The sequence below is a fragment of the Ktedonobacterales bacterium genome (genome assembly GCA_036557285.1).
Lineage (GTDB): Bacteria > Chloroflexota > Ktedonobacteria > Ktedonobacterales > DATBGS01 > DATBHW01.
This window is the reverse complement of sequence record DATBHW010000060.1, coordinates 87,319-108,875: the sequence shown is the minus strand read 5'-3', so window position 1 is coordinate 108,875 and position 21,557 is coordinate 87,319. Positions and strand designations below refer to the sequence as shown.

17 protein-coding genes and 2 tRNA genes are annotated in these 21,557 nt (G+C 57.8%); 9 read left to right on the top strand and 10 right to left on the bottom strand.

Going from position 1 to position 21,557, the window contains the following annotated elements; all coding sequences use genetic code 11:
* Positions 1–36: 36 nt before the first annotated feature.
* The 5 genes from VH599_18350 to VH599_18330 form a co-directional block, all read right to left on the bottom strand.
* A complete protein-coding gene (locus VH599_18350) occupies positions 37–219 on the bottom strand; it encodes a hypothetical protein (GenBank protein ID HEY7350284.1) in 183 nt (60 codons plus the stop codon).
* 265 nt (positions 220–484) lie between these two features.
* Positions 485–1,366 carry a tyrosine-type recombinase/integrase gene (locus VH599_18345; protein ID HEY7350283.1) on the bottom strand — a complete coding sequence of 294 codons (882 nt, stop codon included), beginning with the start codon at positions 1,364–1,366 and terminating at the stop codon, positions 485–487.
* 62 nt (positions 1,367–1,428) lie between these two features.
* On the bottom strand, positions 1,429–2,367 hold the full coding sequence (locus tag VH599_18340; GenBank protein ID HEY7350282.1) for a tyrosine-type recombinase/integrase: 939 nt from the start codon (positions 2,365–2,367) through the stop codon (positions 1,429–1,431).
* Positions 2,368–2,428: 61 nt separating this feature from the next.
* A tRNA-Cys gene (locus tag VH599_18335) sits at positions 2,429–2,503 on the bottom strand.
* Positions 2,504–2,514: 11 nt separating this feature from the next.
* Positions 2,515–2,589, bottom strand: a tRNA-Gly gene (locus tag VH599_18330).
* A gap of 421 nt (positions 2,590–3,010) precedes the next feature.
* On the opposite strand from VH599_18330, the gene VH599_18325 reads away from it, so the two are divergent.
* Positions 3,011–3,256 carry a hypothetical protein gene (locus VH599_18325; GenBank protein HEY7350281.1) on the top strand — a complete coding sequence of 82 codons (246 nt, stop codon included), beginning with the start codon at positions 3,011–3,013 and terminating at the stop codon, positions 3,254–3,256.
* Between the two features lie 59 nt (positions 3,257–3,315).
* Here VH599_18325 and VH599_18320 read toward each other — a convergent pair whose 3' ends face one another.
* The 4 genes from VH599_18320 to hutI all read right to left on the bottom strand — a co-directional run bounded on the left by VH599_18320 (position 3,316) and on the right by hutI (position 7,973).
* Entirely contained in the window at positions 3,316–3,882 is a 567-nt protein-coding gene (locus tag VH599_18320; protein HEY7350280.1) for a DUF3090 family protein, read from the bottom strand.
* A gap of 237 nt (positions 3,883–4,119) precedes the next feature.
* Entirely contained in the window at positions 4,120–4,992 is an 873-nt protein-coding gene (locus VH599_18315; GenBank protein ID HEY7350279.1) for a hypothetical protein, read from the bottom strand.
* Positions 4,992–6,524 carry a UDP-N-acetylmuramoyl-L-alanyl-D-glutamate--2,6-diaminopimelate ligase gene (locus tag VH599_18310; protein ID HEY7350278.1) on the bottom strand — a complete coding sequence of 511 codons (1,533 nt, stop codon included), beginning with the start codon at positions 6,522–6,524 and terminating at the stop codon, positions 4,992–4,994. Before VH599_18310 ends, VH599_18315 begins: the two co-directional genes overlap by 1 nt.
* 105 nt (positions 6,525–6,629) lie before the next feature.
* Positions 6,630–7,973 carry an imidazolonepropionase gene (gene hutI / locus VH599_18305; protein HEY7350277.1) on the bottom strand — a complete coding sequence of 448 codons (1,344 nt, stop codon included), beginning with the start codon at positions 7,971–7,973 and terminating at the stop codon, positions 6,630–6,632.
* 226 nt (positions 7,974–8,199) lie between these two features.
* Here hutI and VH599_18300 point away from each other — a divergent pair, with 226 nt between their 5' ends.
* Together VH599_18300 and VH599_18295 are read left to right on the top strand one after the other, a co-directional pair.
* Positions 8,200–9,195 carry a glycosyltransferase family 2 protein gene (locus VH599_18300; protein ID HEY7350276.1) on the top strand — a complete coding sequence of 332 codons (996 nt, stop codon included), beginning with the start codon at positions 8,200–8,202 and terminating at the stop codon, positions 9,193–9,195.
* Positions 9,195–10,343, top strand: coding sequence for a lysylphosphatidylglycerol synthase transmembrane domain-containing protein (locus tag VH599_18295; protein HEY7350275.1), 1,149 nt, complete (start codon positions 9,195–9,197; stop codon positions 10,341–10,343). Before VH599_18300 ends, VH599_18295 begins: the two co-directional genes overlap by 1 nt.
* Before the next feature lie 20 nt (positions 10,344–10,363).
* On the opposite strand, the gene VH599_18290 is transcribed toward VH599_18295, so the two are convergent.
* Positions 10,364–11,539, bottom strand: coding sequence for a glycosyltransferase family 1 protein (locus VH599_18290; GenBank protein HEY7350274.1), 1,176 nt, complete (start codon positions 11,537–11,539; stop codon positions 10,364–10,366).
* Between the two features lie 306 nt (positions 11,540–11,845).
* Between VH599_18290 and VH599_18285 the strand changes: the two genes are divergently transcribed.
* The 6 genes from VH599_18285 (at position 11,846) to VH599_18260 (ending at position 21,556) form a co-directional block, all read left to right on the top strand.
* Positions 11,846–13,582 (top strand): hypothetical protein, encoded by a 1,737-nt coding sequence (locus VH599_18285; protein HEY7350273.1) that lies wholly within the window; start codon positions 11,846–11,848, stop codon positions 13,580–13,582.
* A 599-nt stretch (positions 13,583–14,181) separates the two neighbouring features.
* Positions 14,182–15,168: a MoxR family ATPase gene (locus tag VH599_18280; GenBank protein HEY7350272.1), complete on the top strand. Its 987-nt coding sequence runs from the start codon at positions 14,182–14,184 to the stop codon at positions 15,166–15,168.
* 2 nt (positions 15,169–15,170) lie between these two features.
* Positions 15,171–16,364: a DUF58 domain-containing protein gene (locus tag VH599_18275; GenBank protein HEY7350271.1), complete on the top strand. Its 1,194-nt coding sequence runs from the start codon at positions 15,171–15,173 to the stop codon at positions 16,362–16,364.
* Positions 16,365–16,628: 264 nt separating this feature from the next.
* Entirely contained in the window at positions 16,629–18,989 is a 2,361-nt protein-coding gene (locus VH599_18270; GenBank protein HEY7350270.1) for a transglutaminaseTgpA domain-containing protein, read from the top strand.
* 837 nt (positions 18,990–19,826) lie between these two features.
* Positions 19,827–20,825 carry an ABC transporter ATP-binding protein gene (locus tag VH599_18265; protein HEY7350269.1) on the top strand — a complete coding sequence of 333 codons (999 nt, stop codon included), beginning with the start codon at positions 19,827–19,829 and terminating at the stop codon, positions 20,823–20,825.
* 95 nt (positions 20,826–20,920) lie between these two features.
* Positions 20,921–21,556, top strand: coding sequence for a hypothetical protein (locus tag VH599_18260; protein HEY7350268.1), 636 nt, complete (start codon positions 20,921–20,923; stop codon positions 21,554–21,556).
* The last annotated feature ends 1 nt before the right edge of the window (position 21,557 follow it).

Genomic DNA, 21,557 nt, shown 5'->3' with positions numbered 1-21,557 from the left:
CCCCCAACGTGTTTGCGCACGCTGGGGGTGCTTTTTTTATCGTGCTGCCAAGCCGCTCAGGTCAGACAGTCGAACCATGATGGTCCGGCCAACACGAATCGTCGGGATGTTATTGCGTTTAACCCACCCATAGACAGTCCAAAAGGTACTGCCCAACTTCTCAGCCGCGCCCTGGATGGTCACGTACTCCCCAATCGCCTGCACTACCGACTTTGCCATGCCTTGTCTCCTTTCTATCTTGGTCGCTCACGCGAGAAAAAGCGCCGAACAGGGATGCCGACGCCACACAGAAAAGGGCTTCGCCTCCTCAAGTGGGGTAAAGTCCTCTTCCCAATGGATGAGCAGTCTGGATAACTGCTTTTTAAGTTTTCCACATACTATTATAGCACAAGATCAAGGTAAAGTCAAGGTTTTATATGTGAGCTTGGACAAAGATTCTTCCTCTCTTGAGGGTGACAAGACTCACCTCGTCTCAAATGGTCCACTATGAATAGACATTCTTGCCGCGCGTCCATTCCGGGTATGCCTGAAGGAAGTTCCCCACTCTCTCCACATCCGGCAACCCCATTCGAACCGCAAGGGAAAAATAATCTCTCGTCTCTTTTAAGTAGTTCATTGCGAACGTCTGGCGCAGCGTATCAATGGTGCATTGAACACCCTCTACCTGACTCTTATCTCTTAGATAAAGTAGAATGTGTGTAAGCTCATCAACTGTAAGCGCCCGCTGCTCTAATGAAATAAACACATGCTGTTCTTCCCTAGGAGCTTTGCGGCGATAGGCAACGATGTAATGCCGGAGTGCTACACTGGCTCGCTCTCCAAGCGGAATCTCGCGCTCGTTGTGCCCTCCTCTTCCTTGGACCCTGATGACCATTTTGTCAGCGGAGGAGAAGATGTCGTCCACCTTTAAGTTGCATAGTTCATCAGCACTCATGCCCGTTTCCAGAAGTATGTAGAGAATGGCCGTATCGCGTGTCTCTTGTGTGAAAGTGGCCTCCTTCTTACAGGCTGCGAGCAGGCGGCGAATCTGTTCATGAGTCAGCACCTCGACCACCTCGACATCATCGATCTCTGGTAACTCAACGTTATTGGGCAGTGTTTCTGAGACGAACCCTTCTTTGGCGCACCAGGCGAGAAACTCCTTGAGAAACCGAGTGTGGTCATAAATCATGCGGTAGGGGCGCGGCGCAAACGGTCGGCGAGGAGTACGTGTTGCGGCGAAGTGAGGGATGTCATCAGCCTCAAGCTCCTCCAATTCTCGTTCTTCGAACCGTTTTGCAAAGGCAGTGAGCAAGTTGAGATGAGATGCCGATGTTTCGGGCGAAAGTGTTCCTTTGTACTGCTCGATGGCCTGAGAAACTAACATGCGTGAACCTTCCTTTCAAGCGAACTCACAATGTCGAGTGTACAATCCGCGAAAGATCGTGTTCATGTCCGACTCCTATTCTGCTTAGTTGCATCCAACACGGAGTTATTCCCGCTTCTGGCATCTTTCGAGGTGAAGGCTTTGAGATAGCCATCGGTTACAGCGACGGTGCTATGCCCCAGCAATCGGCTGAGCTTGTATACGTCCCCACCGTTTTGCAGGTAGCTGACAGCGTAATGATGGCGAAAAGTATGGGCCGATACGCGCACTCCTTGAAAATGTTCTCTGCCCGCCCGGTCGCGCAGGCGATAGAGTAGTCTGTCCAACCCTTCCGGTGTCAGCGGCTTATCCCCCTTGGCAACGAACACATACGGCATCTCGCGCGAGGCACGGCGATAGCGGTGGAGGTAACGATGAAGGAGATTGCGCGTGTGGTTCCCCAGGCCCACTTCTCGTTGCTTCCTGCCTTTGCCATTGACAAGTATCCAGGCTTCGCCATCGGCAAAATAGACTCTATCGCGCGTGAGGGTACATAGTTCGTTGGCACGGATGCCTGTGTCGATCAGGACTGCCAGGATAGCCTTATCACGTGCGATCTGTTCCTGATTTTCTCCTTGCTCACAGGCGGCAAAGAGCAGATCAATCTGGCGTGGGTTGAAGACGGCGATCACCTTCTGGTCACGCTTGGGGCGTTCTATCCGCTTGACGATCTTCTCGTCCAGCAGGTCTTCACGAACAGCCCAATTCAGCAGGTCTTTGATCGCCAGTACATGACCATAAAGTGTCCAAGAACTGAGGGGTTTTCCGTATTTGGAGGGGGTGGTGCGGCGGTACTCGACGTAGCGGCGGACTAACGGAGCCGTCACATCCTCAATGTCGTGTATCCCCTGCCCTTCGGCCCACGTGATGAAGGTGCGTATGCGGCCCGTGAACCATTTGCGCGAGGCTGGTGTCCAGTCTTTGGAGAATCCCAATTCAACAAGAGCGGCGTCCAAACGCATGGCAGATTATCCTTTGCCTAACCATACGCTTGCACGCCGTTTGTAAGCTTTGAGACGAGCCTGGAGGCGACGGGCGGATTCGAACCGCCGATAGGGGTTTTGCAGACCCCCGCCTTAACCACTTGGCCACGTCGCCGGGCAGAGATATGGAGCGGGAGACGGGATTTGAACCCGCGACCTTCTCCTTGGCAAGGAGACGCTCTACCCCTGAGCTACTCCCGCAGAAACACTCCATTCATGGTGTTGGAGCGAAGCTGCTGCAATCAACGCCTGAAGATTACCATACTCATGCTCAATTGTCAAGGGCGCTTGCAGCAAGGCATCAGCGAGAAAATGTCGTTCCGCTCTCTTCTGTGCTTTGGCGCCTGAAGTTGCGGCGTTTGCTATGCTTCCCTTGCATACCAGGGCGCACCAGGGAGCAACCGCTCAATGACCAGGGCTGACGATCAGAGTGCAGTGAAGCAGGGCTTATGGTCTTGGCCCAAATCCTGCTTGACGGAGTTGCAGGACCGCTATACAATACAACAGAGGTCCGAGACTTGTAGGCGAAAGCAGAGCGTTGAATGTAACCGGATGAACGCCGCGTAAGCGGTGATCTCCAGCAAGCAGTGCTTGTCATGCAAAGCAAAAGGAGGAATCAGCCGTGGGAGTGCTACGAGTGATGTCCCGTCGAGGCGACGACCGCGTAGCCTGGGATCAAGAGCGAGTTGCCGTTGGTGATCCTGAGGCGCTTGCTGCCATCCGCGAGGCTGAGCGCATATTCGCGCAGGAGCGGGCCAGGGGAGCCACAGCCTTCAGAGTAGAACCCGGCCAGGCGCCCCAGCGTCTTGAGACGTTCGACCCACAAGCGGAGCAGATTGTGATGATTCCGCGTGTTGTCGGCGGCTGAACGCACAAACTAAGGCAGCGTGCCTGATCCGGGCACGCTGCCTTTCGTCTGTGCGTGCTTTACCCTATCTCTATGGGGTGATGACCGTTTTGTTTGGGGCAGGCGTGAGGCTCCGCCTCAAGGGGTGCGCCGCAAAGAGCGCAGCGGGGCCGCCCAGAGGTAAGGATGCTCTGAATATGCTGGCTGAGCGTCGAGGCTTGATCGCGGCTGAAACGCGCGGCGAAGCCTGGCTCACTGCTGCGCTGCGCGCGCGTTTCGCCTTCTTCTTCCAGAAGCTCCAGTGGGGTGGCAAGAACTGCCAATAAATTATCGCGCTCATCATAGCCTAGCGAGAGTTCTCCGATCTGGAACTCGATGTCGGGATGAGCGGGGAAGTCTGGCGGCGCGCCAGGAACCTCCGAAGTTTGCGAGAGGATCAGGTTTCGCAGCACATCGCCACCTGCTAGCTGGGCCAGCACCTGATCAATGGCATCAGCAAGCGCCTGAAGCTGTTCGCGTTCGATCCAGAGTCCGGCAGTGCGGCCCCCCGCGCGTACAAACAGGCGGAAACGGCGTCGCCCTGGCCTGCCAATTGCCTCGGCATCCAGGAGGTCAGCCCGCCCGAAATCATATGCTTCTCTACTCATACCCACCAATGCTTCCTTTCCGCGTCCTCTGCGCCGGAGAGGAGATCAGACTGAGGATTGTGGTCGTCGTCTCTCTTCCGTTCTCGCCGTCAAGAACTCTATCTTGCCAGAACGTTCAGGCATCAGTGTAGCATGCCCTATTCGTGGACGCAAACCCTGCCCGCTGCGGATGAGTACAGCAATCACTCATCATAAGCACTGTGAAGCGTCCTTGAAAATAGCTCCAAATCCCTGTCATTACTCCCCCTGTTGGGATCGCTCATCGGCTGCTGTTTCAGGCGCCAGGGATTCATATCGTTCCCGTTCATAGGCGCGTGCCACTGTATCAAGCTGTGTTGACACGTTCATCTCTTGCCATCCCACTGTATAGCGCCGCTGCAAGCGCGTCTCGAACTGGCTGATGATCTCATAAGGTGGCATAGGACGCTCTATCAGTTCATCCAGACCCGCTGCCCGTTCGCGCAGCCCGGCTGCAAGGGCCGGGCGCTCCTCTGGCTCCGCCGCCAACAGCGAGGCAACCTGTCCTGCATCCCAGCGCAGGAGCAAACCGGCCTGAAAGAGAAAACCCACGCGCCGCCGCACTTGATCGAGGCCAAGCACTTTGCGCCCGTTGACGCCAATCTCATAGGGCGAGAACGCGCCATAGCACGATTGGCGCAGCAGGTGTTCCAGACGCCCGGCCTGCTCCAGCGCCTGACGAGTGCGCGGCGCGTGCGCCTCTGCTGGGGGGATCGCGCGCGCCGCCAGCCCTAACCCCTGTAAGGTCTCGGCCCAGAGATCGCCAAACCAGCGGTACGCCTCGACAATATCGCGCCCGGCCAGGGGGTACCCAGGCGGCAAGATCACATCCAGCGAGAGCAGGTCGGGGCCGACGAGTACGGCTGTGCCTCCCGCAGCCCGCCGATAGATAGCTAACCCTGCCTTCTGGCAGGCAGCCATATCCAGGTCACTGAGCTTCTGGCTGATGCCGATCACCACAGCGGCTGGCTCGGCAACCTGCCAGTAAAGCAGCGGCGGGCGATCAGCGGCGCTCTGTAAAAGGGCGTCGGTCAGCGCCAGGTGATAGCTCTGCGGAGCGTGGAACAAGGGCAAGCGCAGCCAGGTTTCCATCAGGGGTGCCCTGCGGATGCCTGGCGCTCGCGCAGCAGTTCGCGGGCCACTTCGCGCTCGTCCCAGGGAAGGCTCTCGTGCCCTACAATAATGCTGTGTTCATGGCCCTTGCCTGCCAGCAGCACCGTGTCGCCTGGGCGCGCCGCGTCGAAGGCGGCTCCGATAGCCTGCCGCCGATCTACGATGAGCCAGAGATCTTTGCCAATCGTCGCGCCAGCTTCCAATGCGCCCGCCGCGATCTCGTGCAGAATCTTTTCGGGGTCTTCCTCGCGGCAATCTTCGTCGGTCAGGAAGGTGAGGTCGGCAAGCTGCGCTGAAATCGCGCCTTGTTTGGGGCGCTTCTGGGTATTGCGTTCGCCAGCGGAGCCAAAGACGGCGATCAACCGGCCCGGCGTTAATGGGCGCAGCAAGCGAAAGACTTGTTCCAGGCTGTCTGGGGTGTGGGCGTAGTCCACGATCACGCTGAATGGCTGGCCGCAGTCAATGCGCTCCATACGCCCAGGTATGCCGCTGGTGTGCGCCAGGGCCTCACGCATCTTTTCCAGGCTGATGCCTTGCGTATAGCCAGCGCAGATCGTTGCCAGGCAGTTATAGACATTGAAGCGCCCGATCAGCGGCGTCTCGATAGCTATCTCGCCTGTGGGGGTCACGACCCGAAAACGCGAGGCCGCGCCGCTCAGTTCAAGATCGACGGCGTGTACATCTGCCTGGTGGTCAATGCCATAGGTGAGGATGGGGACGCGGCAGAAAGGGAGCAGGTAATCGTAACTGGCGTCATCGCGGTTGAGGATGGCGGCTTTTTTCGCACCCAGCCCTTTATCAGTCATGGGGTCCAGCCCCTCGAACAGGCGCGCCTTATCCCGCCGATATTGCTCAACGGTGCCGTGAAACTCCAGGTGTTCGCTGGTGATATTGGTGGCGATGCCCACGTCATAGACGATACCCGTCACCCGATGCAGCGCCAGACCATGCGAACTGGTTTCGACAACCGCGTAGCGCACCTGCTGGCGCACCATTTCGGCCAGCATGGCGTGGTTTTCCAGCGATTCCTGGGTGGTCTGGCGCGTCTCGTTTTCCCAGTCGTGGTCGCCGATGCGAAAGTTGAGCGTACTCATCAGGCCCGACTTCAGCCCGGCGCGCTGAAAGACTTCGGCGATCAGGTTGGTGGTGGTACTTTTGCCTTTGGTGCCGGTAATCCCGATGAGGCCAAGCTTGCGCGAGGGGTGATCATAGAAGGTATCGGCAAGCCAGGCCAGATCGCGCCGCGAATCGCGCACCTGCACATAAAGCGCGCCCGGTGGGAGATCGGCGGGCGCTGGCTCCTCACCTACTGCGGTTGGCGCGCCTCTTTGGAGGGCTTCGCTGATGTAGTGGTGGCCGTCGGTGTGCGTGCCGTGTACAGCCACAAAGAGCCAGCCCAGCGCGATCTTGCGCGAGTCATAGGCAATGCCTGCAATATCTAAGTCATACTGGTTGCCAGTTACCGCGATCGGCGGCTCCGGCAACCCTTGAAGCAGTTGGTGCAGTTTCATTCCGTTTCCTGTTCTGCCAATATATCTATGGTGAGGTTGTTTTTCTGCCGTTGTTCTGGTTATCGTTCTGGCGGATTTTCTGCTGATGTCCCTTGCTGGCGTTCTCTATGCACGGGTTCCTGGCCGCAGCTCGGAACGGATGCCAGCAATAAGAACCTGATCCACCAGATTTACCCCGAAGTGATAGCCCAATTCATGATAATCGTGTGTGCGCCAGAGAACGACATCGCAGCGCTTGCCAACCTCCAACGAGCCTGCCTCGTCGTGAAAGGCCAGCGCGCGCGCGCCATTGATCGTGGTGGCTTCCAGTGCTTCTTCCAGTGTCATGCCCATTGCCGAGATGCCAAGGGCCAGCATCATCTGCATGTTCTCGCAGTACGACGTGCCAGGGTTGAAGTCGGTTGCCAGCGCCACCGTCAGCCCCCGATCCAGCAGCCTTCGCGCGGAAGGATACGGGGTACTGAGGGTGAATGAACAGCCGGGCAGAAGAGTTGCCACGACGCCTGCCTCGCGCAGAGCATCCAGATCGTCGTCGTCGGCAAAATCGAGATGATCTGCCGAGGTTGCGCCAAGCTCCGCCGCCAGCCTGGCCCCACCCGACGCACTGAGTTGCTCGGCATGGATTTTGAGCAGATAGCCGAGTTCCTGGGCGCTGGTGAGAATACGCTTGCTCTCCTGCGCGGTGAAGGCGGTTTGTTCGCAAAAGACATCGCAGAAGCGGGCAAAGCCAGCGAAGGCTGGCAGCATCTCTTCGACGATGAGATCAACGTAGTCGTCGCGCCGCCCCTGGTATTCTGGAGCCAGAGTGTGCGCGCCGAGAAATGTTGGGATAAGGGGCTGGCTGAGCGGCATGGTATTGAAGGTATTGAGGATTTGCAGACATCGGCTTTCGGTTTCGTGATTCAGCCCATAGCCAGTTTTGGCTTCGATAGTGGTAGTGCCATAGGCGCGGAAGCGCTCAAGCCGCTGCTCAGCCAGCAGCATAAGTTCTTCATCAGAGGCGGTGCGAGTGGCGCGAACGGTGCTGAGAATACCTCGCCCCTGGGAGCTGAGTTCGGCATAGCTCACGCCTTGATGGCGCAGATGAAACTCTTCGGCGCGATTGCCCGCAAAGAGCAGATGGGTATGAGAATCAACAAAGCCAGGGGTGGCGGGCTGCCCTTCGGCGTCGAGAACATCGGCGTGGCGATAGTCTACGGCTTGATCCAGCGCGCGCTCTGATCCTACCCAGACGATGCGCCCCAGTCGGGCCGCCAGCGCCCCCTGCTCAATCACTTGCAGGCGACCCTGTGCGCCCAGGATAGGCTCCTGGGCCAGGGTCACAAGCTGGCCGATATTGCGAATGACTAGATCAGCTTTAATCAGCGCCGATGGCGCTTCATTTGGCGCTCCATCGTTCTGAGGGGGGATCGGTTGTTCTTCTGGTTGGTTCTGCTGCTCTTCTGCCATAACGCGCCTCCTCCTGGGCCATTGTAAACGCCCCACATAGCAGGCGTCAACCTTCCCCTGCGGGAAATAGTCCGATGGTTTGCGTGGCCTCTTTCTATGGTAATGCGTTGTATCTAATGATGCTTTTTAAGCGTGGTATGATTGGATGTTGATTTGGGGGCGCGCAGGAGCAAGCGGCCATGCCCCCTGGTATTTTATGTGGCAGATACTGCCGGAGAATCAACCTATGCAGCAATCCGGCTCACTTTCGGCGCTGGTTGAACCTTCACAGCCGAACCAGCGCGAAGAACGCCTGGCGTATTCTATAGTTGTCCCTGTGTATGACGAAGAGCAGAGCTTACCTAGCCTCTACGAGCAGCTTACCAGGCAGCTCCAGCAGTTGGGGCAGACGTATGAGATCATCTTTGTGGACGATGGCAGCCGCGATGGCTCCTGGAAAGTAGTGCAGGAGTTACATCGCAAAGACTCGACCGTGAAGGCCATTCGCTTCCGTCGTAACTTTGGGAAGACGCCCGCGCTGATGGCCGGGTTCCAGCAGTGCCGGGGCGAAATCATCTTCACACTGGATGCTGATTTGCAAGATGACCCTGCGGAGATTCCCGCTTTTCTGGCAAAGCTGGATGAGGGGTACGATCTGGTGTCGGGCTGGAAGTTTCCACGCCATGACCCCATCAGCAAGACATTCCCCTCGCGTATTTTCAACAAGACAGTGGCCTGGACCACGGGTGTCTATCTGCACGATATGAACTGCGGCTTCAAAGCCTACCGACGCGAGGTGATCGATGACTTGCGGCTCTATGGCGAGCTGCACCGTTTTATTCCGGTCCTGGCCGCCGGACGCGGCTTCAAAGTGACGGAGATCAAGGTGCATCACCACCCGCGCCAGTACGGCGTCTCGAAGTTTGGAGCGCGCCGCTTTGCGCGTGGTTTCCTCGACCTGCTGACGGTCCTGTTTCTGACGACCTATATGCGCACGCCCCTGCGTTTGTTCGGAACGCTCGGTTTCTTGTGCCTGATCACCGGCTTCCTGATCGATCTCTATCTGGTAATTCTGAAGTTTGCGGCTAATGACCAGATTAGCCGTCATCCGCTGCTCTTCCTGGGCATTATACTGATGATCTTTGGGGTGAGCATGATCTTAACCGGCTTCCAGAGCGAGATGATTCGTAACTTTAATTATCACCCTCAACAGGAATATAGTGTGCGGCAGGTGCTGGACTGATGAGCGAGCCAGAAGAGATGCCGGACGCGCTTCATCGGGCAGATAACAGCGCAACCTCAGCCCCACGAAGCGATGCGAGCAATACTGTGCCTGGGGCTGAGTCTCAATCCCAGCCGCCAGTTCAGCGCGGGCGGCGGGCGCTCAAACGGGTGATTGGCCTGGTAGTGGTGGCGGCGATCCTGATTTTGCTGGGCGCCGACCTCGCCCGAAGTTGGGATACGCTGGCGAAATACCATTGGCAGGTAAGCGCCCCTTTGCTGGCGCTGGCTTTTGTGGGCTTTGTGGCGCAAACGCTTTCCTATCCGCTCATCTGGCGCTCGGTCCTGCGTCGGCTGGGGCAGCCATTGTCCCTGCCCAAGAGCGTGCGTATTTATCTGGCTTCGGAGTTTGTGCGCTATATCCCTGGTAATGTCTGGCATGTGCTGACGCGCATCTTCTGGGCCGAGCGCGAAGGGATTCCCAAGTCAATTGGCTTTATCAGCATCACCGTGGAGTTGGTGACGAAACTGGCCGGAGGCGCGCTGGTCTTTGCGGTGACATTGCTCTTCTGGCCGCATATTGATGCCCTGGGGCAGGTCTTCAGCGGCGGGACGGCGCTGATAGTGGGGCTGGCAGCCATTCCGGTCCTGCTGGCGCTGTTGCAGCCGCGCCTGCTAGGCTGGTGCTTAAACCGGGCGCTCAAGCTCATGCGCAAACCTGCGATCACCTTACCGATGCGCTATCGTGATGTGCTGGTCGTCACCTTCTGGTGGTGCGCAAGCTGGGTGATTGGCGGCGTCGCTTTTTATCTGCTGCTGCTGGGTATCGCCGGAACCGGCGCGACCGGGGCTGTTAGCCCGGTTTTGCTGACGCTGGCGCTGTGCATTGGGATTTACGCGCTGGGCTGGGATATTGGTTTCCTGAGCTTTATTACGCCAAGTGGGCTGGGGTTCCGCGAGGCAGCCATCATTTTGCTGCTGGGGCTGGCGGCAGTAACGCCAACCATCGCGCTGGCAACGGTGATCGCGTTTCTTTCGCGCATTCTGGCGACCCTGGCCGAACTGCTCTGCGTCAGCGGCGCGCATTTCATCGTCAGCCGACTAGAGCGAACAGCGAAGAATGCCCAGGCAGCCGAAGAGCAGCCCGCCGTGAGCGCCTTTACTGAGTAATCCCTTTACCTTTTCACCTCTTATTCGTTCGTTTTCCTTTCTTGCTGTTCCTCACGCTTCTGTATTACCTCCTCATAGAGTTTGAGATGATTCTGGGCGCAGGCGTCCCAGGTAAACTTTGCGGCCCGCGCCTGCCCTTTTTTGCTGAGCAGCGCCCGCAGCCTGGGATTGCGCAGCAAGCGCGAAAGCATGGTACCCAGAGCATCGGTATCGGTGGGGTTGACCAGCAAAGCGGCATCGCCCGCGACCTCTGGCAGCGCGCCAGCGTTACTACAGACGACTGGCGCTCCACAGGCCATTGCCTCCAGTACGGTAAACCCGAAGCCCGCATAAAGCGACGGCAGCGCCACGACATCCGCCAGACTATATAAAAGCACAAGCTCCAGGTCGGTGACGTGGCCCAGGAAGCGTACCTCATTCTTGAGGCTCAGCCGGTTGACGATCTCATACACCTCTTCGTAGCGCCAGCCGTTTTGTCCGGCAATGGCAAGCATCCTGGGGCCAGAACGATCCCGACGAATCTTGTCAAACGCCTGAATCAGACGAACCAGATTTTTGCGTGGCTCCAGCGTGCCTACCGTCAGGATAAATGGCGTCTGAAGCTCGAACTTATGCCGCGTGGCCGCCAGGAGCATACTATCGGTGATGCGCTGAAAAGCTGCGCTCACGCCAGGATAGATGACCTGGACTCGCTCGGCGGGCGCACTCAGGCGTTCAACTAGTTCGTGGCGCACCTGTTGAGAGAAAGTGATAATAGCGTCGGCGCGCTGAACCGCTTGTGACACAGCCCGGCTCCGAGATGCGGCGCGCGAAGGTTCGATACCATCAGGTTGGGCAAGGAACGTCAGATCGGGGATAGTGACGATGGCGCTGCCGTGAAGCAGCGGCGGGAGTGTGAAATCAAGCCCGTGCCAGAGATCGGCGCGGCCCGTGAAAAGATCGGCGGGCAGCGGAAGGCGCGCCTGCTGCCAGATCATGGTGAGGAAGCGATCTCCCAGTGGGAGCGCGCGCAGGCGAAAAGCGTCTTCGGTGGAAAGGCGCGGGTTGGCGTTGGGGCGCGCGCGACTGAAGAGGGTATAGCGATGAGGACTATGCAGCGCGTCCAGCGCCGAGACAAGCTGGCGGGCATAGCGTCCACTACCGGAACGCTCGGCGCTGCCCGCTGTGTAATCCAGGGTTATCCGGCGGTCTGGCATAGGTGACCTTCTTCCCCTTATAAAATCTGGCTCTAGAATCTTGATAGGTAAAGGGATAGGACTTTTCTGCTAGGACGGCGCCTGGAGGTTTTCAAGTGGCGCATAATGGGTGTGATTTGAATAGTATAGCATAGTCCCTGCCAGGTTGCTGCTCGACCATTGCCTGGCAAAGCATGTCATGGTAGACTCTTGGGGGCCACAGGTCCGCAGGTAAGGAATATCTGGCTCTGGTCTTGTGTACGCAGAGAGGTGTGATGCTGACTTGCACATCATATCTGTCTGTGCCGGTTGAGAGGAGCGAGTACGATGGGAGGCTCTTTGGGACACCTGACTTCCCGTCAGGTTGAGCGTTTGAAGAGCGAACTGGCTGAGGTCATTATTACCAATTTCTGCTACCCGGCCTTTCTCGATTACCGGCTGAATATGCTGCGCACACGGCCAGTAGACCGGCGCAAGCGCCAGGAGGTCTGGGCGTATATCAACAGTGTGAACTTTGGCCCGCTTGCTGCTGTGGATGCGTCGTCAATGGAGTTCCGGCGTTTTGTCGAGCGGGTCTTTCTGCGCTATATTGATATGAATCGTGCGCTGATGGCAACAGCTTCTACGCGCCAGGTGGCTGCGGCGCGGGCGCGCGTGCCTCTGCTTGCTGTAAGTGTGGCGCGGGGCTTGATGGATTATCTGGCTGTGGATGATGCCAGCGCCTTTGGGCGCGCGCGTCTGGTAGAATCGTGGCGAGCGATCAGCGAGGGGTTCCGGGAAATCACCTGGGAACAGATTGAAAAATCAACCCAGGTGCTTCAGACAACGCTGGTCTATCTTCGCAGTACTGGCGGCCAGAGAGCCGCGAACGCTGTCGCTGGCGGGACACGCCCTCATGAGGCGGCGCTGATAGACATTAGCGCCTATCCTACCAGAGTGCTAACCCCTGTGGACCCTGAACGCCGCCTGGCTCCGGCTGGATCAACCAACGGGACTTCAGCAGCTACCTCTCGTGCCACATTGGGCCACGATGCCGACAATGGCTCGCGCAATGGGCTAGAAGAACAGACTCTGCGTCCATCGCCAGTGATGGAGCGCGAGCCAGGCGCTCGAAATCTGTTTCCGGGGCCGAGTCGCTTGCCCACGATCAGTCGCCCGGTTGATAGGTCATTTGAGATCCCTTCGGCAATGCCACCTGAAAGCGCGCCAATCGAGCGGGAAGCACCTCCACCTCCGCCAGTCCAGCCAACCCCAGCCCCTCAGCCAGCAATGAGTTCTCAGCCAGCCGCCTCTGCTGATGCAGCCAGCTCTGACCAACCTCTGCTTGATCTTTCTGATTTGCCCGAATCCTTTGCGGTTCCGCACTTGCCTGACCTGCCGCCCGATCTGGCAGAGTTATATGGCGATTACTTGCGCGATTCGCGCTCGGCCAGTCTTGATCTCACGTCGGCCTCTCAGCAGGCTGAAGCTCCAGCTTCCCTGCCTCCTGGCGAGACGGATGAAGAGGTTGATGCCCTGTTTACTGCGCTGACCAATCGGATTGCTGCGCGGGAAAAATTGGAATGGACAGCCAACCCACAGCCAACCGCTGGCCCGGAAGAGTCAGCAGATAGAAGCCGTTCCGGGGCCACAGCGCAAAAGCAAAGCGGCGCACTGGGCGCTGCTCAGGAGGCATCGGAGGTCTCCTGGGCAAGCGAGCCTCTTTCTGGTCAGCGCGGCGGCTCTGCCCCCCTGGATGCCCAGGAACAGGGAGCGCCAGTAGAGGCAGCAAGGGGGATGACGGATGGAGACGTGATGATCTTTGCGCAGCTTCAGCATCAAATCTCTACCTGGGTCAAGATGGCTGCCGTGAGCCATCAGATTGATCTTGCCGGGCGTGACGCCCCTGAACTGGTGGCCGAACTGCGCCGAACGGCTGCGCTGGAAGAAGCCGAGCTTCAGGTGATCGAATCTCTCGTGACGTTGTGCTATCGTGTGACCTCGACAAAGCAAGCGACGATGGAAGATTACAAGCAGGCGATGATGCTCTATCTCCTCCACCACCGTTCGCGGCTGGCGCTCTGATGTCGCTGAAGAGACAGGCGGCAAGCCAAAAGTTCTTTTCCTCTGTTGCCCTCTGCGTATAGGTATGATAGAAGGGGCAAGCGCAGGGGACAAAGCACTTTCTCCGCTGCCTCGCCTTGGTTCTCCCAAATCTGAGGTGTTGGCAAGCGAGGCGTGTTACTGGTAGCGCCGCCATCTTGGCGGCCAGCGTTGGCCTGCTGGTCCGCTGGCCTGGAGGGCAAACGCTCGCCCTGGCGCAGCGGTGGCCGCCTGGAAGGCGGCGCTACAAGTGACCCCCGATCATTGGTGGAACCCCTCGCCTTGTATCCTCTTGACCAGCTATAAGGAAGGATGTTACAATCTCAGCCGTGAGGCTTCCTTTCTATCAACAGGGAGGTTGATGAGGGGCAATGTGACTCCGCCCGCCTGATAGTGTGAAATTGCGCATCCTCGTAGCGTAGTAATTTTAACCAGACCCCCTTGGAATACTTTTTGCCCATATGAGTAGACTTTGCAGGGGAGCTTGCTGAATTGGTCGTCGCTATGATGAGCAGAGCAATTTCGTCTCTTTTCCTCTCTTGTCTGTCTCGTTATGGCCTTTCAACAATTGAGGAAAGCTTGTGAGAGTTGAGGATCGCACAGTGCAGCAAACGGTGCAACAAATCGCCGAGGTTGCTCAACGGATTACGGCAAACGTTGAGCAGGTCATCATCGGGAAGGGCGATGCCGTGCGGCTGACCTTGATTTCTGTTTTGTGCCGGGGTCACGTGTTAATTGAGGATGTCCCAGGGGTGGGGAAAACCGTCTTGACCAAGGCTATCGCAAAATCCATCGGCTGTACTTTTAAGCGGATTCAGTTTACTCCCGACCTGATGCCGCGCGACGTGACCGGCGTGTCCATTTACAACCAGAAGACGAGCAACTTTGAGTTTCGGGCTGGTCCAATCATGAGCCAGTTCGTGCTGGCCGATGAGGTGAACCGCGCCACCCCCAAGACCCAATCGGCCTTGCTGGAGGCCATGGAAGAAAGCCAGATCACCGTTGATGGTGATACCTATCTCTTACCTCAGCCCTTTATTGTAATGGCGACGCAGAACCCGATTGAGTATGAAGGTACCTTTCCGCTGCCAGAGGCCCAGCTTGATCGGTTCATGATGAATATCAGCCTGGGGTATCCTGGCCTGACGGATGAGGTCAGCATTCTTGATCGCCAACAGCGCCAGCACCCGCTGGAAAATATTGGGCAGGTGATTGGGGCTGAAGAGCTTCAGGATATTCAGGCGCAGATCCGCGAGATTCACGCGGATTCTTCTATTCGAGAGTATGTCGTCGCTATTGCCCAGGCAACGCGCCATCATCAGGATGTCTATCTCGGTGTCAGCCCGCGAGGCTCGCTGGCGCTTTTCCGCACCTCTCAGGCGCTGGCGGCGCTGCGGGGCCGGGAGTATGTGATTCCCGACGACGTGAAGGCGCTGGTCAAGGCGACGCTGACGCATCGTATTATTGTTGCTCCTGCGGCCCGGGTGCGCAGCGTGACAGCCAGCGCGGTCCTTGACGAGATCCTTGAGAGTGTGCCGGTGCCCAAAGCCTGGGTAGGGAGGCGCTAACTATGCGCCCCTGGCAGGCGATTCTCCTTGCGCTGTTCATGGCCTTTTTGGCCCTTGCCACCGGCTGGCATCCCCTTTATGTGGTGATGTATGTGCTGGTGTTGATGGTGGTTGTCTCCTATTTCTGGACAGTCCTGAGCGTGAAAGGGCTGCGCTTTTCGCGCGGCTCGCCCAGCGGGCGGGTGCAGGCAGGCGAGATTCTTGAAGAGCGCCTGGTGTTGGAAAACCACCATTGGTTCCCCAAACTCTGGGTGCAGGTGGCGGATAACTCGACGCTGCCCGGCCATCACGCGGGGTATGTCGCCAGCCTGGGGGGAAGGCGGCGGGTTGCCTGGAAGTCGCGCACGCTCTGCCGCCGCCGGGGCAAATACACGCTTGGTCCGGCCATCGCTACAACTGGTGATCCGCTGGGCCTGTTTCGCCGGAATCTGCCCCTCTGGGCGGAGCGTTCGCTCGTCGTCCTGCCGGTGGTCTTGCCGCTTTCACAGTTTACCCTGTTCCCTGGCGGCATCCCTGGTCGTGGGCGCGGCTCGCAGCGTTCCCTGCAAACAACGACGAACGCCGCCTCTATTCGTGAGTATGTTCCTGGCGATAGCGTCAATCATATTCACTGGCCCTCCACTGCCCGCATAGGTACGCTGATGGTGCGGGAGTACGAATTAGACCCCACGCTTGACGCCTGGATTTTTCTCGATCTGAACGAGGGTGTGCAGGCAGGCCAGGGCGATAGCTCGACGGAAGAATATGGGGTCACGATTGCCGCGACGCTTGCCGCTTATCTGCTGCGCCAGGACATTTCGGTTGGCCTGGTGGTGAACTCAGGCCGCCGCGAGTTTGTCGCGCTGGATCGCGGGGATCGACAGATTGATCGTCTCCTGGAAGTGCTGGCGCTGGTGCATGCCGGGAGTGGCCCATCGCTTGCAGAAGCTCTGGCGCTGGATGGCCTTCATTTTGCTCGCAACACGATGGCGATTGTCATCACCCCTTCCTGGCAAGAGGACTGGCAGGTCGGCTTGCGTCACTTGCAGCGCCGCGGCGTGAAAACAGCGGTGGTGTCTATTGACCCCAGTACCTTCGATCATTTGCCCAGCAGCACGCGCGCCCTCAATAGCTTGATTGACCTGGGGGTGCCGACGCTGGTGGTGAATCGGGGCGACCCGTTGCTGCGTGTACTGGAACGGGGGCCAATTGGCTAACCAGAACATGATGGCGCCTTGCTGCCATCATGCGTACAGCCATAGGATATGCATAGAGCAAGGTCTTTGCTTGAAAAGAGATGAACAATTCAGCCAGGCCAGGCGTCTTTATAGAAGAGAGCAGGGTATCGCTCGCTCTTACGTATTTAAGGTAGCCAGGTTGGCTTCCTGGACAGAAAATAAGCAAAAAAGCCATCGTTGAGCGCAGTGGTTTAGAAAGCCAGGCTGGCAGAGTATCTGTTTTCTGCCCGCGAGGAGTGTGCCATGCAGGCCACCATGCAAGAAAGCAAGCAAGAAGATAAACAAGAGGCGTTGCCGCCTCAGCCAGACCGCCCTTCACTCTTTCCAGGATGGCGCAAAATACCGCTTCGGCCAGAGGAAGGCTGGGCCACGTTCATTTTCCTGGGGTTCGTGATCTACAGCGCCGTCTGGAGTATTCAGACGGTGAATTGGGTGAACGGGTTGCAGATTCTGACCTGGACCACCGGAGCCGGTCTGGCGCTGGGATTCATTGCCGCCAAACAGCACAAACTATCGCGCTTGCTGATGCACGCGATCATGATGGCGGCGGGCTTCTTACTCGCCTTTTGGGCGACGGCAGTGGCTTATCATGGCACTATTGGCAGCCTCTGGGAGCATTTTATCATCTGGCTGAGGAAGGCTGTTACCCCCAATACTGATACCAATGATGATGTGATGTTCCTGCTCTTCCTGGCGGTGCTGAGCTTCATTCTGGCCTATGTCAGTGTCTGGCTGGTGGCCCGCACCCGCCGCCCCTGGCTGGTGACGCTGGCGACTGCTATCGTCTTGCTGATCAATCTGTCCTATGCGAACGGCGACCTGATCTATCTGACGATTTTCTTGCTCGCCGGGCTGCTGCTGCTGGTGCGCTTTAATTTAAGCGAAGCCTATCGCCAATGGCGGCGTCGCTCGCTGCGCTACACCGCCGATCTGGGCTGGGATTTTATGGTGGCCGGCATGCTCTTCTCGGTTGGTATTCTGGTCTTTGGCTGGATCTTGCCCACAGCGGGGCAAAATACATCGGTAGCCAATTTCTGGAGCAGTGCGAGCAACCCCTGGGTTTCGGCTCAGCAGCTCTGGGAACGGCTGTTTCAAGTGCGCGGCGGTCCTGGCTCCAGCGCCTATTTTAGCAACCAACTGCGGCTGACCGGAAACGTTGATCTCCCCAATACGGTGATATTGACCTATACCACCCAGAGTTCAGGACAATACTTGATTGCCGTGACGCAAGATTTTTTCGATGGGCAGGTCTGGCATGTGACGGGGACCACCACCAGAAACTTCGACGCAAAGCAGAGTTTAGGGGTGGATAAAACCCTCTACGTGCCCGTTGACCAGAATATCCATCTGGTCAACCCCCCGTCAGGAAACCCCAACCAGTTCATCTTCGCGGCGGCAGACCCGTCCTCCTTCAGTGTGCCGGTGGGAACGACGAGGGATGTGAGCGGCTTCACCTCCTATTTCGCTCGCGGGCCGTTGGTTGGAGGACAGAACTATACGGCCACATCCTTTGTCTCTTTGGCTGATGAGAATACGCTGCGTCAGGTTCCGCTGCCTGCCGATGCTCAGGGAGGGGGCGATTTCTTTTATCCGCCGGACCTGCTGACGCGCTATACTCAGGTTCCCCTCGACCTGCAATCTGACCAGCAAATACGTCAGTTGGCGCTGGATTGGACAAGCGGGAAAACGAATATGTACGATATGGTCCAGGCGATAGAGAACCATCTGCGCTCTGGCTATCAATATAGCCAGCATAATCCCGATCCTCCCGGCAATCAAGATGTGGTCGCCTGGTTCCTCACTCAGTCAAAGAAAGGATTCTGTACCTATTTTGCCAGCGCGATGGTGATGTTGGCGCGCATGCTGAATATACCTGCGCGGGTGGCCTCAGGGTATACCAACGGTACATTTGATCAGGACAGCGGGCGCTGGGTCGTCAGGGGTACTGACGCCCATACCTGGGCGCAAATCTATTTTCCCAAGTATGGCTGGGTTAACTTCGAACCCTCGACAGGCTTCTCGTCCGTGATTCGCCCGCTTCCCAGCGTGACACCCACCGGTACCGAAACGCCTGGGCAGGACCAGACCCCTGTATCAAAGCCAACACCCAGGGTGGGGATCGACCCCAACAGCGGATTAGACTCAGGCTCGGCGCAGGCGCAGGCGGCTGATCTGCGCATGCGTTTGCTCCTGGGGGCCAGTGGAATGCTGGCGGTACTTATCCTGCTGTTCGGCGCAACGGCAATCTGGTGGCGTCGGCTGTTCCGGGGAATGAGTCCGGTGGCGCAAACATTTGGGCGGGTGACGCTGCTGGCAGGCTGGGCCGGACTCAAACCGAAACCCACACAAACCCCCTTTGAATACATGGACGGGTTGCAGCAGCACTTGCCGGTCCAATCCGAATCGCTCCAGCGTCTGAGCGAATTGTACGTGCAGGATCGCTGGGGAGCGGCTGATGCGGAATCGGGTGTGCTGGCGGAACTGCGCCAACTCTGGCGCCGTCTGCGGGGAAGTCTGGTGCGCGCGGTGATGCGTCGGCCCTCATTGAACCCCCTGGTCTGGGCGCGCCTGCTCCAGGAACGTCGCCACAGAAGAGTGAAATAAGCGTTTGCCAGGAAAGCGCGCAATCCGCGCTTTCCTGGCAAAAATTGCTTCCTACCCCTCTTGACTTTTCCTGGTTGTATGCCTTATACTTGCAATGACTTTACGAAAGGAGATGGGCACATGCAACGAGATGATCAACCCCGCAGCATCACGCTGCGACCGCGCGCCTTTGTGCCCTGCGCTGGGGCGTTGAACGTCCACAGCGGCGGGGGCCTTGCTGGCCGTCGCGCGCCCATCTCTCTGGCAGCTTGCTCATATAAGCCCTGACTTGTTGAGCTAAACAGTAAGCTCCCGACCGTGGGCACGCGAAAGATGCAGTGCCGACGGTTTTTTTTGCCTCTGCAAGATACTTCTGGTGCTCTGCATCTCTCTGCCCTATCTGGAGTTCGCGCCAAAAGATGCCACAATGTGGCGATTTATGCTCTTGATTGCGCCAAAAATATCTATATTTAATAGATTGTCTACAGCATCATAAATAAATTAAAAATAATGCTGCCCTTGCTTTTGTAACGTATCTCTGGTACAATAGTGGTGAATCGTAGCGCGTGTACGGCGAAAAGCCAGTGGTAAGCCTGTCCCAAAGGACATTCACAGCAGAGACATTGGATGGTACAGGTACAGCAGGAGGATGGTCATGAGCGTGAACTGGGCAACGGCGTCGCTTTCCTGACAGTGGCTGTCAGGAATCATTGAGTATAGTTGGTACAAGGGAGCGAGTGGGGTGTGGGCCTCCTGCAACCGGAATAGCAAGGGGCAAAAAGAACGTAGTTTCTAGTACCGCTCTTTCTTGAGCGTCTGCCTGACCGCGAAGGTGCGGAAGGCGGGAGGTAGAGTTCGATGGTTAGCCAAAGTTCAGCGCAGCTTGACGCATTAGAGATAGACCCGGCCAGATATGGCTCCGAGCAGGAGCCAGCGCAGTGGCGAGGCATGATCGAGATTACCCCCGAACTGTTGCAGGAAGATGCGTTGGTGGTCTCGCATGTTTCCAAACGCTTCTACAAGCAGCGGTCGCTGGCTTCCCGGCTGTGGGCGCTGAGACCGGGACAGCAGCACGGTAAAAATGGCAAAAGCGCTGGACGAGTAGTGCGAGCGGTGGACAATGTGACGCTGACGGTGAAGCGCCGCGAGATTTTCGGCATTCTTGGCTCGAATGGATCGGGGAAATCAACCTTGATCCGTCTGATTTCAACGCTGCTCGTTCCTGACGAGGGGACCACGCGCATCTTTGGCTACGATGTCGAGAAGGATGAGCGCAGGGTGCAGCGGCTGATCAATCGGGTGAGCGTTGATGCGGCGTTTTTTAAGAAGCTTAGCCCCTATGAGAACCTGATCTACGCGGCTCGCTTGTATGGCATGCCTGGCCCACAGGCGCGTAAAGAGATTTACGAGATTCTGATTCGGTTGGGCATCAAGCCTGATCGCATCTCACAAGGGTTGGAGAATATGTCGCGGGGCATGCAGCAGAAGGTAGCGATTGCGCGAGCCTTTCTAACCGCGCCAGTGCTGCTCCTGTTGGATGAGCCAACTACCGGCCTGGACCCGCGCTCTAAAGCGGATGTACAGGATTTTGTGCGCGAACTGCGCGATACACACGATGCAACGATCCTGCTGACGACACATGACATGGACGAGGCGGACGCCCTCTGTGACCGGATTGCCATCATTGATGGCGGGCGCATTGTGGCAATGGATACGCCAAATGCGCTCAAGCGGCAGGTAGGCGTGTTGCAGGGCAGGGATGGTCCGGCCAGTTTGCATGATGTCTTCATGCACTATACCGGACGCAATTGGGAAGAGTTTGAGGGTGAGGAGGAGGACGAGGAGAGCGACGACTAGCCCCATCGGACAGCGCAACAGGCGCTCTCGGTGAGCCAGTCGCGCTGCTGGCCTCGCTCCTCCCGTTCTCTGGTGAAAGCAAAGAGGAGCGAGCAATGCTCGATATAAGACTGCGAACGGTGGATCGGGTCTTTGCCCGCCACCCGAAGTCATACCTGTTATGCGAAGGGTGCCTGATTCACGAGGCTGAGGTGCGCGCCATCTGGGCAACTCCCATCTACGCGCTCAGTGGCGCTCAGGTCGAGTGGATCGTCGCCCAGACCGGCCACTTTGATAACGAGGCGATCCGCTACTACTGGCCCGCGATTCTGGCGCATCTGGTCCGCGAGCCAGTGCTTGGCGACTGGTGGGAGCCACTCTTTGTCCGGCTCTACACCTACCGCCAGGGCTTCACCAGCGTCGAGCGCCAGGCAATTGAAGAGGTGTTGGTGAGCCTCCTGGCCGAGCCTGAAGTGCAGCCGGTTGAGCAGGCGGTCATTGCGGCGTTCCTGGCCTTCTGGGTCGAGGATACGGCGCTGGTCTGCGAGCTGGTTACGGAAAGTATTCAGGAGACGTGGCGCCAGATTCTGGCTGAGCCAGAGCCGTTTGGCGAGTGGAGCGACCTGGATCGGCTCTGGAACCTGGCACAGCTTCGGCTGGCGCCACATGGCCTGCGCAGCGTGCCGCTGGAGCGCTGCCTGTTGCTCGAAGAGTTGCTGGCAGGGCTGTGTAGGCCGCTGGCGTTGATCTAAA